Genomic DNA, 15,914 nt, shown 5'->3' on the forward strand with positions numbered 1-15,914 from the left:
AGCGCAAAGAGAATAAATAAGAAACAAAGAAAGCAAAGGAGCGAAGACCAATCCGATTTGATCTTCGCTCCTTTGCTTTCTTACTAATCTTATTAAAACTTTGCGCTCTTTGCTGCTTTGCGCCTTTGCGAGAGCTTAGTGCCTTTGCGAGAAAACTACATGAAGTGGTAACGTACAAACGCTTCCATCGCGGAGTATTTCTGCAGACCGAGCTGGTCGTACAGGTTGGCGGTGTTGGCGTTGCGGTCTTCCGCGCGTTGCCAGAACTCGCGCAGGTCGGTACCCTGGAAAGGCACTACGTCTTTCTGGCTCTGGTGGATGAAGATACCGAGGCGTTTCTGGAGCACCTGGTCGGGGCTCATCGGTACCGCCATTTCGATTTCGTGGATATCCCATTCCTGCCATGCGCCTTTGTAGAGCCATACCCAGCAGTCTTTCATCCATTCTTCGTGTTTCAGCCTGTCGAGGGCAGCGAAGATGATGTCCAGACATACTTTGTGGGTACCATGCGGATCGGCGAGGTCGCCGGCGCAATAGATCTGTTGCGGTTTGATTTTGCGGAGCAGGTCTACTGTCAGCTGGATATCTTCTTCACCCATTGGTTTCTTTTCCACGAGACCTGTTTCGTAGAACGGCAGGTTCTGGAAGTGGGCGTTTTCTTCGGGGATGCCAACGTAGCGGCAGGTGGCTTTTGCCTCGCAGCGACGGATCAGGCCTTTGATAGCGCGGTTTTCCGGCGTATCTTTCTGGCTTGGTTTTTTACCACGGATAAAGGCTTTGGCTTCTTCCAGGATCTGGGAGCTTTTGCTTTTATCGATATCGAACATGCCTTCGAAACCTACGGCGAAGTCGATGAAACGCAGCAGGAACTCGTCGGTAACAGCGATGTTGCCGGAAGTCTGGTATGCTACGTGTACGTCGTGGCCTTGTTCGTGCAGACGGATAAAGGTGCCGCCCATGGAGATGATATCATCATCAGGGTGCGGAGAGAAGATCAGCACGGTCTTTTTGGCAGGCTCGGAACGTTCCGGATGGTTAGGCAGCTGCGGGCCGGGTTTTCCACCAGGCCAGCCGGTAATGGTATCGCGGATGGCGTTGAATTCTTTGATGTTGAGCTCATAGGCAGAACCGTACTGTACGATCAGGTCGTTGAGACCGTTTTCGTTGTAGTCTTTATCTGTGAGCATCAGGATGGGCTTGTTCAACTTCAGGGCCAGGCTGGTCACGGCTTTGCGGATCAGGCCGGGTGTCCATTCGCAGTCGCCGGTGAGCCAGGGTTCTTTGAAGCGGGTAAGCTCAGCAGAAGCCTGTTCGTCGATCACGAATTTGCAGTTAGGATGCTGTTGCAGCAGGGAAGCAGGCACCTGGTCAGTGCTGTGGCCTTCTACGGAACGGCAAACGATTTTCGCCTTGTGAGAGCCCCATGCCATCAGGATCACCTTTTTGGCTTTGAAGATGGTGCTCAGGCCCATGGTGATGGCCAGACGCGGCACCTGGCTCATATTGGGGAACTCGTAGGCGTTAGCCAGGCGGGTGCTGTTGTCGAGCGTTACCAGGCGGGTATGTGAGTTGATGTTGGAACCGGGCTCGTTGAAGCCAATGTGGCCGTTGTTGCCGATACCCAGGATCTGGATGTCGATACCACCGGCTTCTTCAATACGCCTGTCGTAATCAGCGCAATATTGTTTGATCTGATCTTTCGGAATGGTGCCATCAGGAATATGGTATTGTCCTTCCGGGATATCGATGTGATTGAAGAGGTGTTCTTTCATAAAGCGGTTGTAGCTCTGCAGCGCATCCGGCTCTATGGGGTAATATTCGTCGAGGTTAAAGGTGATCACATTTTTGAAGCTCAGTCCTTCCTCTTTGTGCAGACGAACCAATTCGGCGTAGAGATATTTAGGGGTAGAGCCTGTGGCCATGCCCAGCACACATTTTTGATTGGCGGCTGCTTTTTCGCGAATCAATGCAGCTATTTCATGGGCTGCTGCTTTGGAACCCTCTTTGGCAGAGGGGTGTATTTCCACAGCAATTTGCTCAAAGCTGTCAATCAGTTCAATTTCCTGATGATTAATCGTCATTTGTAAACGTTTTTGATTAGATGCGGTTTAAAAACGAGCCGGAAAATTAAAAAAAATACTGCTAATCTCTGCTAAAATTTAGCTCTTATTTAATTTAAATTTATTTTAACTTAATAAGAACGGTTTTTATATTGTAATACATTCTTATCCGGCGTTATTCCCCCGGGCTAAAGCCACTGGGCTACTATGTGATTAATATTGGTGTAGGAGTCATTCATAAAACGGGGCCGACCGAAGAGGTCGGCCCCTAGTATTTGTTCATTGTAGCCCTGGGGTCGTTATTGTATGATCATTTCATCTACGAAGAGCCAGGCGGGGTTGCCGGCTCCTTCGCCTCCGGCAGGGATGGTCCCGAAGTTGGTGGCGCTGAGTTTCACAAAACGTCCGCGGGCTTCCACCTTACCCCGTACCTGGTTGATACCGGTTTGGTTGAAGGCGGTCTGTTTATAGATCTCTTTATACGTCTTACCGTCGTCTGATACGGAGAAAGTCACCTGTTTGGGGGGATATACCCAGTTGGCCCGCAGGTTCAGCGTATTCAGGCCTACCATGCGGATATCCTGTATGCTGTCCAGTTCCACTATGGCTTCCATGTTTTTGCCATTATACCCGAACCATTGTCCGTCGTTATAGGAGGCGATGCCTTCGATACCGTTTACCAGCGCAAAGCTGCTACCCGGGTCGTATTCCTTGCCGGGAGGGGAGGCAAGGGTCACCTTTTTGCCCAGTCCTTTGTGGAACAGGAAATGCTGGTTATACTCGTTGCCGAAGGGTTTATCGCCGTCAAATACCTGCGCCCGCAGTGTTCCGGACCGCTGTATCTGTACGGGTCCGCTATAGGCCTGGGATTGCAGGGAGGGGGCGGTACTGTCGAGGGTATATACGATTTTGCCGCCATCCAGCTTACTGTCGAGTTTTACTTCCACGCCGCCTTTTTTATTGTCGGTCACGGCGCCGGTCACTTCAAACACGTGTTTGGCATAGTTGACTTTTTTCTGGTCGAGGCGTTTTACATGCACTTTCAGCCTGTCCACGAAGTTATCGTAGTTGCGTTTGTCGGCCGGAGACCACAGCACTTCTGCCAGTGCGGCAGCGCGGGGGTACACCATATATTCGAGATAGTCGGTGTTGGCGATGTATTCGGTCCACAGGTTGGCCTGGGCGCCTTTGATGTATTTGGCTTCTTCTTTGGTCAGTTCAGTGGGTATTGGTTCATAGCTGTACACTTTGCTGACGGGGGTGTAGCCGCCGATGGCCAGCGGTTCGTTGTGGCCTTGTGACTGGTAGTGGTCAAAGTAGCAGAAGCTGCCCGGTGTCATGATCACATCATGGTGCTGTCTGGCAGCGGCGATACCGCCTTCAATGCCGCGCCAGCTCATTACGGTGGCGTTGGGGGCGAGCCCTCCTTCGAGGATTTCGTCCCAGCCGATGATCTGGCGGCCTTTGCTGTTCAGGTATTTTTCCATGCGCTGTATGAAGTAGCTCTGCAGGGCATGGGCGTCTTTAAGGCCTTCCTGTTTCATGCGGGCCTGGCATTTGGGGCATTTCTCCCAGCGTACTTTGGGGCATTCGTCGCCGCCGATGTGGATGTATTTGCTGGGGAACAGCGGCAGTACTTCGTCCAGTACGTCCTGGAGGAAGGCGAACACGCTGTCGTTGCCGGCGCAGAACACATCATCATATACGCCCCAGCGGGTGCCTACTTCGTAGGGGCCGCCGGTGCAGCCCAGGTTGGGATAGGCGGTGAGGGCGGCGAGCGCGTGGCCGGGCATCTCTATTTCAGGGATAACGGTCACAAAATGATCGGTCGCATATTTCACCACTTCTTTTACCTGTTCCTGTGTATAGAAGCCACCATAGGGTTTCCCGTCGAACTTATTGTCTGCATAACGGCCGGCCATGGTTTCTTTGCGTTTGGAGGCTACTTCCTGCAGGCGCGGATATTTTTTGATTTCGATGCGCCAGCCCTGGTCTTCCGTAAGGTGCCAGTGGAAGGTGTTGTATTTGTGCATGGCCAGCAGATCGATGTATTTTTTGATGAATTCTACCGGGAAGAAGTGACGGCCCACATCGAGGTGGAGGCCACGGTAGGCGAAGCGGGGAGCGTCGGTGATGCTGACGCCGGGGATGTACATGGCGTCGGCCTTTTGTACGGGCAGCAGCTGGATGAGCGACTGTATGCCGTAGAAGGTACCGGCGCCGCTGTTACCGTTGATGACAACGCCTTTGTTGTCCACATTGAGCGTGTAGCCTTCCGCATTGGTGGTATCGTTACCGGTATGCAGGGTAATGGTGTTCCTGTCGCCCTGTTCTTTGATATCCAGTTCGTAGCCGGTCAGCTCTTTCAGCCAGGCGTTGAAGAGGGCCGCTGTTTTGCGCTCGGCTTCGCCGGTAGCGACAATCACGGTGTGTTTGTCGAGCAGGAACGAATCCTGTTTTTCTGTGATGCTGGCCGGCATCGGTATGATGCTTACTTTTCCTTTGGGCGCGTCTGCGTGGCGGGAGCCGGAGCAGCTGCCCAGGGCGGCGGCTCCACCCAGGAGGCACAGGTAGAACAATTTTTTCATTGACACTTTTAGCATTTCGATGATGAGAATTATTTCAGTTCCAGTTCACTGAGCAACGGACGGTGGTCGGAAGCTACGGCTTCTTCTATGATCCTTGCTCCGGTTACGTTCCAGCGGTTTTGCGGGTGGACCATGATATAGTCCAGTTTCACCTTCGGCGAGTCGGCCGGGAAGGTGGGGCCCATTTGCTGGGTAGCGTCAGCGAATAGTTTTTTGAGTGTGTGTATTTCTTTACTGGCGGGGATGGCGTTGAAATCGCCGGCGAGGATCACCGGCGTTTGGGTTTCCTTAAAGTAGGCCACCAGCTGCTTGGCCTGCGCGATACGGTTGGCCGCCGGCCTTTCCGCATCGAGGTGGGCGCTGATGAACTGCAGCAGGCTGTCGCCCGGCAGTTTCACGGTGACGATACCGGCCACTCTGGGTTCCACTTCGTTTTTAGAGACGGAGGGGAGGGACAGGGTGCTGGCTTCCGTGATAGGGAAGCGGGAAAGGATACCAGTGCCATAGCCGCCGCCATCGAAGTTCATGGCTTTGGCAAAATAAGTGTACATGCCGGTGATCGCTGCCAGTTCTTTGAGCTGGTCGGTGTTTTGCGTACGCTGGGTAACGCTGTCGACTTCCTGCAGGGCTACCAGGTCCGGGTTGGTAGCGAGGATCACATTGGCGATCCCCTGGATATCGGGCAGGCCTTTCATATTTTCACCGTGATGGATGTTGTAGGTCAGTACTTTCACTTTCTGTACCTGCTGGGCGGGAAGTGAGAAGCCTGTCAGACAAACGACGGTGATGAGCAGCAATCTTTTCATAATATATAATTTAGGGATTTTCGATTTTTTGATTTAAATATTAACATCATCTATATAAAATTCCAAAATCCGTAAATCAAAAAATCGAAAATCATTTAAAAGCTTCCTTCACAGGTCTTCCGGTCCATACCTGCGGTGTTTTCAGGCCAAAGATCCAGGCGATGGTGGCAGCGGTGTCGTACGTAACAACACTGGTGCCAAGCTCTTTGTTTGCCTTTACGCCCGGGCCGCGGATGATCCAGGGAATCTGCATTTCTTCCATGGTTTTGCCGCCGTGGCCTTTTTTGATACCGCCATGGTCGGCGGTGAGGAGGATAATGGTGTTATCCCATATGCCGGCATCTTTGACAGCCTGTAGTATTTTGCCCAGCAGTTCGTCATTTTTTTTCACCTGGTCGAAGTAGGGCTGGATATTGTGACCAATATTGTGCCCAACACCGTCCGGCTGGTCAAAATGTATAAAAAGAAAGTCCGGCTTTTTCTCTTTGATGTATGCTATAGAGGCTTCAGTAGCCAGACTGTCATTGTCTTTGGTGCCGAGGTCCTTGTTGACCGCCGCTTTGGGGAAGAGGTAACCGATCCCTTCCCAGCTGTAGATCACGCCTATTTCCGCATTGGGCTTCTGTTCGCGCAGTATCGTGTAGATAGAGGGGAACATGCCGTATTGATCGAGGGTGCGGGAGGGCAGTTCGGGTGTACGGCTGTCCCATTCGGTATAACCGTGTACTTCCGGGCCTGCGCCCATCACCATGGATGCCCAGTTGACAGCGCTGGAAGAGGGCAGTACGCTGCGTGCCTGCAGTGTCCAGGAGCCTTCTTTCATCAGCTGTTTCATGTTGGGATTGTCCACTTTCGGAAAACAATAAGCGCCAAAGCCGTCCATGCCGATCAGGATGACATGTTTTACGCCTTTGACCTGTGCCTGCGCGAATAGTCCGCCCAGCAACAGTCCGGTTGCAATGATCAGTTTTTTCATTTCGTTGTTCACTTTTAAAGGCTTGCGCGGCCGTATAGGGACCGTGCAGCAAAATATGATTGTTCCCTGCTAATATAGCCTACGGATTGATCTCCTGCAAGGCTTTTTCCCCTCTTTCACGAATTAATAATACTTCCTGTCGCCGGGTTTGGGAGATACCGTATTCCGGTACGCCGGGGATGCCGCCCATACTTACATTGGGATTGCGGTATACCATGCCGCTTTCTTCATAGGCTTTGGCGGAGGTGTGGTATTCTGTGACGCCGGTGGTTTTGATCAGGTCTGCGATATTGTTGGCCCTTACGCCGGAACCGGCCATGATGGCGATGCGGTCGTTGGCGCGTTCTACCAGGTCTTTCAGCAGTGTGGCTCCTTCCGCGGCGGTATTGCGTGCGCCGGAGGTAAGGATGCGTTCACAGCCGATTTCGATGATGGCTTCCAGCGCTTCAAACGGGTTGTCGGTCATGTCGAAAGCGCGGTGGAAGGTCACGCCCATAGGCCATGCCAGGTCTACCAGTTCTTTGCAGCGTTTTTTGTCTACCCGTCCGTCGGGGGTAAGGATACCGATGACAACGCCGTTGCAGCCCAGTTGTTTACACAGGGCGATGTCTTTTTTCATGACTTCAAATTCCAGGTCGGAATAGAGGAAGTCACCGCCTCTGGGGCGTATGATAGGGTAGAGGTCTATTTTTACTTTTTCGCGGGCTACTGCGATGGTAGCGTAACTGGGGGTGGTGCCGCCTTCCAGCAGGTTATCGCATAGTTCAATGCGATTGGCGCCGCCTTCTTCGGCTGCGATGCAGGAAGCGACAGAACCGGCGCATATTTCGAGGACAAAAGACATAAGCAGTGGATTTACGGATTTACGGATTTACGGATTTTGGGATTTACGGATTTTTTGATTTGATAGGCCATACATCCCCGAAATCAAAAAATCCGTAAATCAAAAAATCCCGGAATTAAAAATGGTGTTTCCCGTCAATCAGCGCGTTGTTCACGTCTTTGCTGAGGACGGCGTAGCTGAATCCTTTCTGGAGGCAGTAAGCGCCGTATTGTCCTTTTTTGTTGAGGGCGAGGAAACCCACCTGTATTTCTTTGGCTTTGGAAGGGCTTCTTTTCACGATGCGGTCTACAGCTTCTTTGCAGGCTTTTTCGGGGGGATATCCCTGGCGCATCAGTTCCACGACGAGGTGGCTGCCGACGATTTTGATCACTTCTTCGCCGACGCCGGTGCTGGTGGCGGCGCCTATTTCGTTGTCCACATAGAGGCCTGCGCCGATGATGGGAGAATCGCCTACGCGGCCATGGAGTTTGAAGGCCATGCCACTGGTGGTGCAGGCGCCGGAGAGGTTACCTTCCGTGTCCATGGCCACCATGCCGATGGTATCGTGGTTGTACACGTTCCCTGGCAGCATGAGCGGGTTAAAAGCCGTGGCGCCGTTGGTGGGGGTGTACGATTTGTTTTCTATGTTGATAACGGGTTTGTATTCAGATGTTTTGAGCCATTCTTTCCAGGCTTTCTCCGCTTCCGGGGTGAGCAGGTTTTCTTTTTTGAAGCCGTTGGCCAGTGCGAACTGGAGGGCGCCGTCGCCGACCAGCATGACATGTGGTGTTTTTTCCATCACGAGACGGGCTACGGAGATAGCGTGGGTGACATGCTCGAGTGCGGCTACGGAGCCGGCGTTGCCGTGTTCGTCCATGATACAGGCGTCGAGGGTCACGCGGCCGTCGCGGTCGGGGAAGCCGGAGTAGCCAACGGTGTGGTTGTTGGGATCGGCTTCAGGGACGCGCACGCCGGCTTCTACGGCGTCGAGGGCGCGACCGCCTTTTTTCAGTATTTCCCACGCGGCTTCATTGGCGGCGCGGCCAAAGTCCCACGTGGAGATAACGATGGGTTTCCCTTTTACGGGTGCTTTGGCTTGTGCGCGTGCAGCTGTGGCTGCTACACTGTCTAAAGAGAAAACAGCGGCACCGAGGGCCGCTGTTTTCAGAAAATTCCTTCTATTTTTCATATTACTTCGATTAGCTGTCAGATAGCCGTGGGCTAGTCTTTCATTTCCCAGGCCAGGGCGCTGGCACCGAGGATGGCGGCGTCGCTTTCCTTCAGTTCAGAGAACAGCAATTTAACTTTATTCTGGAAGATCGGGAGCAGATTTTTTTCCATATGCTCTCTGACCGGTTTCATGATCACATCGCCTGCCTGGGTGAGGCCACCGAAGAGGATGATGGCTTCCGGGCTGGAGAACATGACGAAGTTGGCCAGGGCGGCGCCCAGTATCTGGCCGGTGAACTCGTACACTTCCATGGCCAGCGGATCGCCTTTCATGGCAGCTTCGTAGATCAGTTTGGAATTGATTTCCTCTTTGGTATGTTCGCGCATGATGCTGGGCACTTCCGGGCGGGTGGCAAGGAATTCGATGGCGGTGTTGGTTACGCCGGTAGCCGAAGCATAGGCTTCGAGGGAGCCATAGGCGCCGGTGCCGGGGTGATAGCGGCCGCCGGGGATCACGATGATGTGTCCCAGTTCGCCGGCAAAACCGTCGTGACCGTAGATCAACTGGCCGTTGGCGACGATACCGCTGCCTACGCCGGTGCCGAGGGTGATCACGATGAAGTCTTTCATGCCGCGGGCAGCGCCGTAGATCAGTTCACCCAGTGCGGCAGCATTGGCATCATTGGTTAATACGGCCGGGAGCCCGAATTTTTTCTCGAGCAGGCTGGCTAAGGGAACTACGCCTTTCCAGCGCAGATTCGGAGCATATTCAATATTACCGTTGTAATAGTTGCCGTTGGGTGCGCCAACGCCGATACCTTTGATATTTTCGATGCCCCCCACCTGTGCTATCAATGCAGATAACTGTTGGTGGAGTTCGTCCAGAAAGCAGTTTACGTCTTCATGCTTATTCGTTAACATACGACCATCACACAAAATATTACCTCTGCGATCTACAATGCCGAATTTGGTATTAGTCCCTCCGATATCAATGCCCACCACTAATTGCTGACTCATAATCGATTCCTTGAGATTTTAATATGTTTTTAACTCTGAATGCAAAAAATGCAAGATAAGCAAAGCACAGCGCCGGAATAACATAGGAGGCGTGGATGCCGATGCTTGGGATGTCTGCCAGGCCGCCCTGTACCGGAGGTACTAGAGAGCCGCCGAGGATCATCATAATCAGGAAAGCGGAGCCCTGACCGGTGTATTTACCCAGACCGCCGATAGAGAGGGCGAAGATGCTGGGCCACATTACGGAGCAGAACAGGCCGCCGCTGATGAAGGCGAAGGTAGCCAGGGCACCGGTGGTGAACAGGCCTACCAGTACGGAGCCTACGCCCAGCAGTCCGAATACCATGAGGGTTTTGGCTGGTTTGTCCTGGCCGGCGAAGAAACCGATGATCTGGATCACGATGCAGATCACATAAGGATACAGTTCGCTGACTTCGTTGCCTTTGATCACGTTGGCGCCGAGGATAACGCCATAGGCCACGAAAGGCACGATGACGCACAGTATTTTACGGGTAGCTTTGGATACGTTGAATACGCTGATGGCGCCTGTCCAGCGGCCGATCATCATACTGCCCCAGAAGAGCGACACGTACGGGTCCAGTTCAGATTCCGCCAGTCCTTTGGGGGTGAGGAATCCCGGATGTTTCAGCAATGCGCCGAGGTTGCTGGCGATGGTCACTTCCACGCCCACATAAATAAAGATGGCCAGCATGCCCAGGGTGAGCTGGGGATATTTCATGGCGCCCCATCCTTCGCTGTTGCCCGTAGAAGCGGTTTTAGCAAAGAAGAGGATACCGATGATACCTACGATACCGGCCACGAAGAAAGGCAGTTCATATTTCAGTACCAGTCCGAGCAGGATCAGGATGAACATGAGGGTAATGCCTATGATGGATTTGGTAGCTTTCGGAGATGTTTCGAATGCTTCGTTCTGGTCGGAGCTTTCCGGCATTTTCACAAAGGCGAAGATGGCGGCAGCAACGAGGAACAGTACGATGAGCAGGATATAGAGAGTGTTGATTTTGCTGATATCGGTGCTGACGTCGCCGCCCTTGATGTTACCAAACAGCAGCATGCTCACGATGATGGGACCGATGGTGGTGCCGAAGGAGTTGATACCGCCGGCGAGGTTGAGACGGTGAGCGCCTTTGGCGGGGTCGCCCAGCAGGATGGCGAACGGGTTGGCTGCGGTTTGCTGCAGGGAGAAACCGAGCGCCACAATAAAGAGGGCCATCAGGATCAGGGCAAAGTAACCGAAAGTAACCGTTTGCTGGTGGTCAGCCTCGAGGGTGTTGATGATTTTCTCCAGGCTGGATTTGTTGAAGATGCCGGCATATTGATGATGTTCTTCATCCTTCGTGAATCCCTGCGGTATTTCTGCAAGGAGGTGCGGGTTGTTGATGTATTTATCAGCTGCTTCGTTGCCGGAAATCAGCAGTACGTAGGTGTCTTTTTCTTTCTCGCGGCGGATTTTCACCTGACGGTCAGACGTTTGCAGCTGTTGTTCTACCTGGAAACTGCTGATGTCACTCACGGTTTCCTTAATGGGAACGATCTTCTCTTTGTTGACACAGGGGATCATAATTGCTGATCCCAGTACGGAAATTAATAAACCGTAAATAATACCCTTTTTATATCCTATTTTATTGAGGATATCCACTTTTCTTGCTGCAGATGCCAGATACAGGATGAGGGAGCCGATGAAATAGGCGCTGTAAAAGGAGAAGTCAATCAGCTGAGACTCAAGTTGGGTGAGGTTAAAATGAGATTTACAGAAAGGAATAAATATACTGTTGGATGCAGCCAGGAAACCCCAGAAAAAGAACACCAGTATAAGCACAAAGAACGACGGGTGTGTGCTTTGCGAGCCTTGCTTTGTTTGCTGAGCCATAAACGTGTTAAGTTACAGTGAAATTTTGCCGGATAAATGTATAATATTTTTTTAAGGATTTTCTAAAAAACCGAATAAACCGTTGCATTTTTTTTCGATAGTAAAACGTTTTAGCTAATATATTTATGAATTATAGCATAAAATATAACGGAGTTTCACTATGTTCGCGTTTATCTAAAAATCAAACAGACAGCTATGTCCAACCAAACAGCAACAATGAATATACCTTCCAAACAGGCGGGGTACGGCCAGGCGATGGCAATCATCTGTATTTTGTTTTTCGTGTTCGGCTTTGTTACCTGGCTTAACGGAACGCTGATCCAGTTTTTCCAGATTGTGTGTGAACTGAATGTGTCGCAGGCGCTGCTGGTAACGATGGCCTTTTTCATGGCTTATTTCTTTTTATCGATTCCTTCTTCTTTTATCCTGAACAAGACAGGTTTCAAAAACGGGATGGCGTTAGGGCTGCTGATCATTGCGATTGGTTCGCTGGTATTCATTCCTGCGGCGAATGCCCGCAGCTTTGGTATGTTCCTTACCGGTCTGTTTATCCAGGGGGCGGGACTGGCCCTGCTGCAAACGGCTTCCAACCCGTATGCCAGTATTATCGGTCCTAAAGAAAGCGCGGCCAAACGTATTTCCATCCTTGGCATCTGTAACAAAACGGCCGGTGCGCTCGCACCGCTCATCCTCGGTTCCATTATCCTGAAGGGGGCGGAGAAACTGGAGGCTGACATAGCCGCGGCAGTAGACCCCGCGCAGAAATCAGCGCTGCTTGACAGCCTGGCTTCCCGTGTGATCAGTCCTTACATAGCGATCGCCGTTGTGCTGACCATCCTCGCTTTCCTGCTGAAACGTTCTTCCCTGCCTGAAATCGATACCGACGCGGAAGATGCTACCACCGCCGCTTCCACCAACGGAAAAACCAACGTGTTCCAGTTCCCTCAGCTCGTGCTGGGCGTGATTTGCATATTTATGTATGTAGGGGTGGAAGTAATGGCCGGCGACGTGATCGGTCAGTATGGTAAAGCCCTGGGCATGAGCATCGCCGACACCCGCTACTTTACCACCTTCACGCTGGTGGCCATGCTGGCAGGTTATGTGATCGGTATTGCTACCATCCCCAAATACCTCACCGGTAAAAAAGGCCTGCAGATCTCTGCTATACTGGGCGTGCTCTTCACTATCGGCGCTTACCTGAATACCGGCTTTTCTGCGGTGACCTTCATCGCGCTGCTGGGACTGGCCAACGCACTGATGTGGCCGGCTATCTTCCCGATGGCGATCGACGGCCTGGGCCGCTTCACCAAAATCGGTTCCGCCCTCCTCGTGATGGGTATTGCCGGCGGTGGCGTTATCCCGCAGATCTACAGCGGCATGTTCGACCAGCATAGCATGTTCAGCTTCCTGTACAGCAGCAGCATCGATTTCAGACATGCCTTCCTGTACTGCATGGTGCCTTGTTATGTCTATATCCTGTTCTACTCACTGGTAGGGGATAAGATCGGCAGAAAATAAGCACCTGTGTCGGGAAGATGGTTTCTATCTACCTGAAAATCAGGGATAATAAAAAATAGTTTACAGCAGCGGCCTGCATAAGACCTGACAATTACTGTCACGTCAAATGCAGGCCGCTGCTGTTTTTGAATGTCCGGTGCAGTGGCGCCAGGTAGCTTCCCCGGGCTGTGACAATCGGTTGCGGATTGTTGGGAGGGAGTGTTTATAACAACCAGTGTCCGCACACATAAAATCGTCCCCCCGAAAAAATTTCCCCTTCCGCACAAACATCCTTCGCTTTTCTTGTTTTTATTTATATTTTTAGGTGTAAAATTTACGTTTAATAATTTTCTGATGATACAGCAAACAAGGGAGAAATTTATCCGGTTATTTGGAAAAGAGCCGCTCATCGTAGTTTCCCCGGGAAGAATTAACCTCATTGGCGAACATACTGACTATAATGACGGTTTTGTGCTGCCGGCCGCCATCGATAAAAAAATTGTGTATGCGGTGGCGTTGAATGGCACCCGCCAATGCAACGCCCATGCGGTTTTTACCAACGAAACGGTATCCTTTGACCTCAATCATGTAGTGCCTACTCCGGGATGGATCAACTACCTGATGGGCGTGGTGTATCAGCTGCAGCAAGGCAACCACCCGGTAGAAGGGTTTGACTGTGTGATTGCCGGCGATATTCCGGTGGGCGCGGGCATGTCTTCTTCCGCGGCAGTGGAAGGCGGACTCGTAATGGCGCTGGACGAGATTTTCCAGTATGGCATGAGCCGAATGGACATGGCTTTGCTGGGCCAGCGGGCGGAACACTCTTTCCCCGGCGTGAAATGCGGTATCATGGACCAATTCGCCAACCTGCATGGTAAAAAGGACCAGGTGGTACGGTTGGACTGCCGCAGCCTGGAGTACGAATATTTTCCGTTCGATTTCCCGGAATACCGCATCGTGTTGTGTAATTCCATGGTGCATCATTCGCTGGCCTCCTCAGAATATAATGTTCGCCGTCAGCAATGCGAAGAAGGCGTAAAAGCCATCCAGGCCCGGCATCCGGAAGTGCAATCACTTCGCGATGCCACCATGCCCATGCTGGACGGCGTAAAAGCACAGCTGCCTGCCAAAGTATATGACCGCTGTAAATATGTGATCGAAGAAATTCAACGGGTACAGGATGCTACGGCGTTGCTGAAGCAGGGAGACCTGCAGACTTTCGGTCAACTGATGTACGCTACCCATGAGGGGTTAAGCGTACTCTATGAGGTAAGTTGCCCTGAACTGGATTTCCTGGTGTCGCTCGCCAAAGAGCGGCCGGAGGTGACCGGCGCCCGTGTGATGGGTGGTGGTTTCGGTGGCTGTACCATCAATCTGGTGAAACAGGATAAAGTAGACGCCTTCCGTGAATTTGTGACAACGCGGTACCGGCAGCAGTTTGGTAAAGCGCCGGAGATTTATGTGACCACGATCGAGGACGGGACCATGATTGACAGGGTTCCGGCTGATTCGGGGGCTGTGAAGCCATGATGAACGCTGATTTCGCTGATTCGCAAAGGTAGCAGCGGAAATAAGTATGGATAACCTGAGGTTATTGTTCATATTGTATTAAAAGAGAATCGCCTATTGACAACTGTCAATGGGCGATTCCTTTTTATTTTATAGTCAATAGCTTAGTACTGGTCATCCAGTCCGAAGATGGGTTTTCTGTTCATCCAGCGACCGCGGGTAAAGTCCGGGATGTACTGTACGCTGCCGCCTTCGAGAATAGATTGTTCGCTGAGCGGGGTGATAGCGTACCAGGTAGCCATGTCGTATACGTCGAGCTGGTAAGGCGTGCCGCGTTTGATGCTTTCCACGAAGGAGTTGAGCACGTACCAGTCCATACCGCCGTGGCCAGCGCCTTTGGCGTCGGTAGCGTAGCGTTTCCAGAGCGGGTGGTCGTATTTACCGAAGTAGCTGTTGCCATCTTCCGGTTTGCCGGTTTTTTCCCACTCGTCATATGGACTTTTCTTTTCGATATATATGGACTCCTGATCATCCATCCACAGGCCGTTGGTACCCTGAACGCGGAAGTTGAGGGAGTAAGGGCGCGGGGAGTTGGTGTCGTGGGACAGCATGATGGTTTCACCGTTGCTGGTGGTCATCAGGGAAGAAACGATATCACCGAGTTTGAATTTTACTTTAGCATTCGGGTGGCTTTCGCTGCTGTTGTCCACGATATATTTGTGGAGGCCGCGGGATTTGGTAGCCACGGAAGTGATGGTCATGAGGCGGTTACCGCGGTTCATGTTGATCAGGTTGCCGATTGGGCCGAGGCCGTGGGAGGGGTACAGGTCCGCGTTGCGGTGAACGGAGTGGTTGGTCCTCCATTTCGCTTCGGACAGTGCGTTTTCACCGAATTCCACACCACCGCCATAGTATTGTTTGCCGTTGTTGAATTTCACTGCGCGGAGATCATGCTGGTAGCCGCCCTGGAGGTGTGTGATTTCGCCGAAGAGGCCCTGGCGCGCCATGTTCAGCACAGCCATCACATCTCTGCGGTAACATACGTTTTCCATACCGAAAACCTGTACGCCGGTAGCTTCACTGGTGTTTACCAGTTCCCAGCATTCCTGGATATCGGAGGCGCCGCATACTTCCACAGCAGGGGTTTTGCCTGCTTTCATGGCAGCGACGGCCATGATGGAATGCCATTCCCAGGGGGTGGCGATGATTACAGCGTCTACATCATCTCTTTTCAGCAGGTTCAGGTAATCTTCCGGGCCGTTGGTATATTCAGCCACTTTTCGTTTGCCGCCGTATACCTTGGCGATCATATTTCTTGCTTTCGGAACGGTGTAAGCGGTGTCAGGGTCCGCAAAAGCTACCACATCAACGTCGTCGCGGTGCAGGCAGAGGCTGAGGTGACTCAGACCGCGGGCGCCTACGCCGATCAGACCAATTCTTACCTTGGGTTTCTTTTCATTGGCAAACAGTTTTGCAGAGGAGCCGAGCATAGAAAGTCCTATACCTGCGGCCGCCGTGTTTTTGAGGAAACTTCTGCGATGCAGTGGTTGTTTATTCATTGTTCAGTTTTTAATCGT

General features: G+C 52.0%; 10 protein-coding genes and 1 pseudogene. 2 read left to right on the forward strand and 9 right to left on the reverse strand.

Features of this window, described 5'->3' with window-relative positions; translation table 11 throughout:
- Window positions 1-155: 155 nt before the first annotated feature.
- The 8 genes and pseudogenes from nagB to B5D63_RS26580 form a co-directional block, all read right to left on the reverse strand.
- Window positions 156-2,087: pseudogene (gene nagB / locus B5D63_RS26545) on the reverse strand (glucosamine-6-phosphate deaminase); the annotation flags it as partial.
- A gap of 272 nt (window positions 2,088-2,359) precedes the next feature.
- Window positions 2,360-4,648 (reverse strand): glycoside hydrolase family 20 protein, encoded by a 2,289-nt coding sequence (locus B5D63_RS26550; RefSeq protein WP_078671899.1) that lies wholly within the window; start codon window positions 4,646-4,648, stop codon window positions 2,360-2,362.
- Window positions 4,649-4,677: 29 nt separating this feature from the next.
- The gene (locus tag B5D63_RS26555) at window positions 4,678-5,454 is read right to left on the reverse strand and encodes an endonuclease/exonuclease/phosphatase family protein (protein ID WP_078671900.1); all 777 of its coding nucleotides are present in this window, start codon (window positions 5,452-5,454) and stop codon (window positions 4,678-4,680) included.
- A gap of 91 nt (window positions 5,455-5,545) precedes the next feature.
- Complete coding sequence (locus tag B5D63_RS26560) at window positions 5,546-6,430, reverse strand: alkaline phosphatase family protein (RefSeq protein WP_078671901.1); 885 nt, start codon at window positions 6,428-6,430, stop codon at window positions 5,546-5,548.
- 79 nt (window positions 6,431-6,509) lie between these two features.
- Window positions 6,510-7,274 (reverse strand): copper homeostasis protein CutC, encoded by a 765-nt coding sequence (locus tag B5D63_RS26565; protein ID WP_078671902.1) that lies wholly within the window; start codon window positions 7,272-7,274, stop codon window positions 6,510-6,512.
- A 115-nt stretch (window positions 7,275-7,389) separates the two neighbouring features.
- On the reverse strand, window positions 7,390-8,442 hold the full coding sequence (locus tag B5D63_RS26570; RefSeq protein ID WP_078671903.1) for a glycosylasparaginase: 1,053 nt from the start codon (window positions 8,440-8,442) through the stop codon (window positions 7,390-7,392).
- Between the two features lie 32 nt (window positions 8,443-8,474).
- Window positions 8,475-9,440 (reverse strand): ROK family protein, encoded by a 966-nt coding sequence (locus tag B5D63_RS26575; RefSeq protein WP_078671904.1) that lies wholly within the window; start codon window positions 9,438-9,440, stop codon window positions 8,475-8,477.
- Entirely contained in the window at window positions 9,412-11,331 is a 1,920-nt protein-coding gene (locus B5D63_RS26580) for an MFS transporter (RefSeq protein WP_200817107.1), read from the reverse strand. The genes B5D63_RS26575 and B5D63_RS26580 overlap by 29 nt, the downstream gene beginning before the upstream one ends.
- Before the next feature lie 195 nt (window positions 11,332-11,526).
- On the opposite strand from B5D63_RS26580, the gene B5D63_RS26585 reads away from it, so the two are divergent.
- Window positions 11,527-12,849, forward strand: a complete 1,323-nt coding sequence (locus tag B5D63_RS26585; protein WP_078671905.1) for a sugar MFS transporter — start codon at window positions 11,527-11,529, stop codon at window positions 12,847-12,849.
- A 333-nt stretch (window positions 12,850-13,182) separates the two neighbouring features.
- Window positions 13,183-14,358, forward strand: coding sequence for a galactokinase (galK, locus tag B5D63_RS26590; protein WP_078672353.1), 1,176 nt, complete (start codon window positions 13,183-13,185; stop codon window positions 14,356-14,358).
- Window positions 14,359-14,501: 143 nt separating this feature from the next.
- Here galK and B5D63_RS26595 read toward each other — a convergent pair whose 3' ends face one another.
- Window positions 14,502-15,896: a Gfo/Idh/MocA family protein gene (locus tag B5D63_RS26595; protein ID WP_078671906.1), complete on the reverse strand. Its 1,395-nt coding sequence runs from the start codon at window positions 15,894-15,896 to the stop codon at window positions 14,502-14,504.
- Between the last annotated feature and the right edge of the window lie 18 nt (window positions 15,897-15,914).

This window comes from Chitinophaga eiseniae (genome assembly GCF_900167135.1).
GTDB lineage: Bacteria > Bacteroidota > Bacteroidia > Chitinophagales > Chitinophagaceae > Chitinophaga > Chitinophaga eiseniae.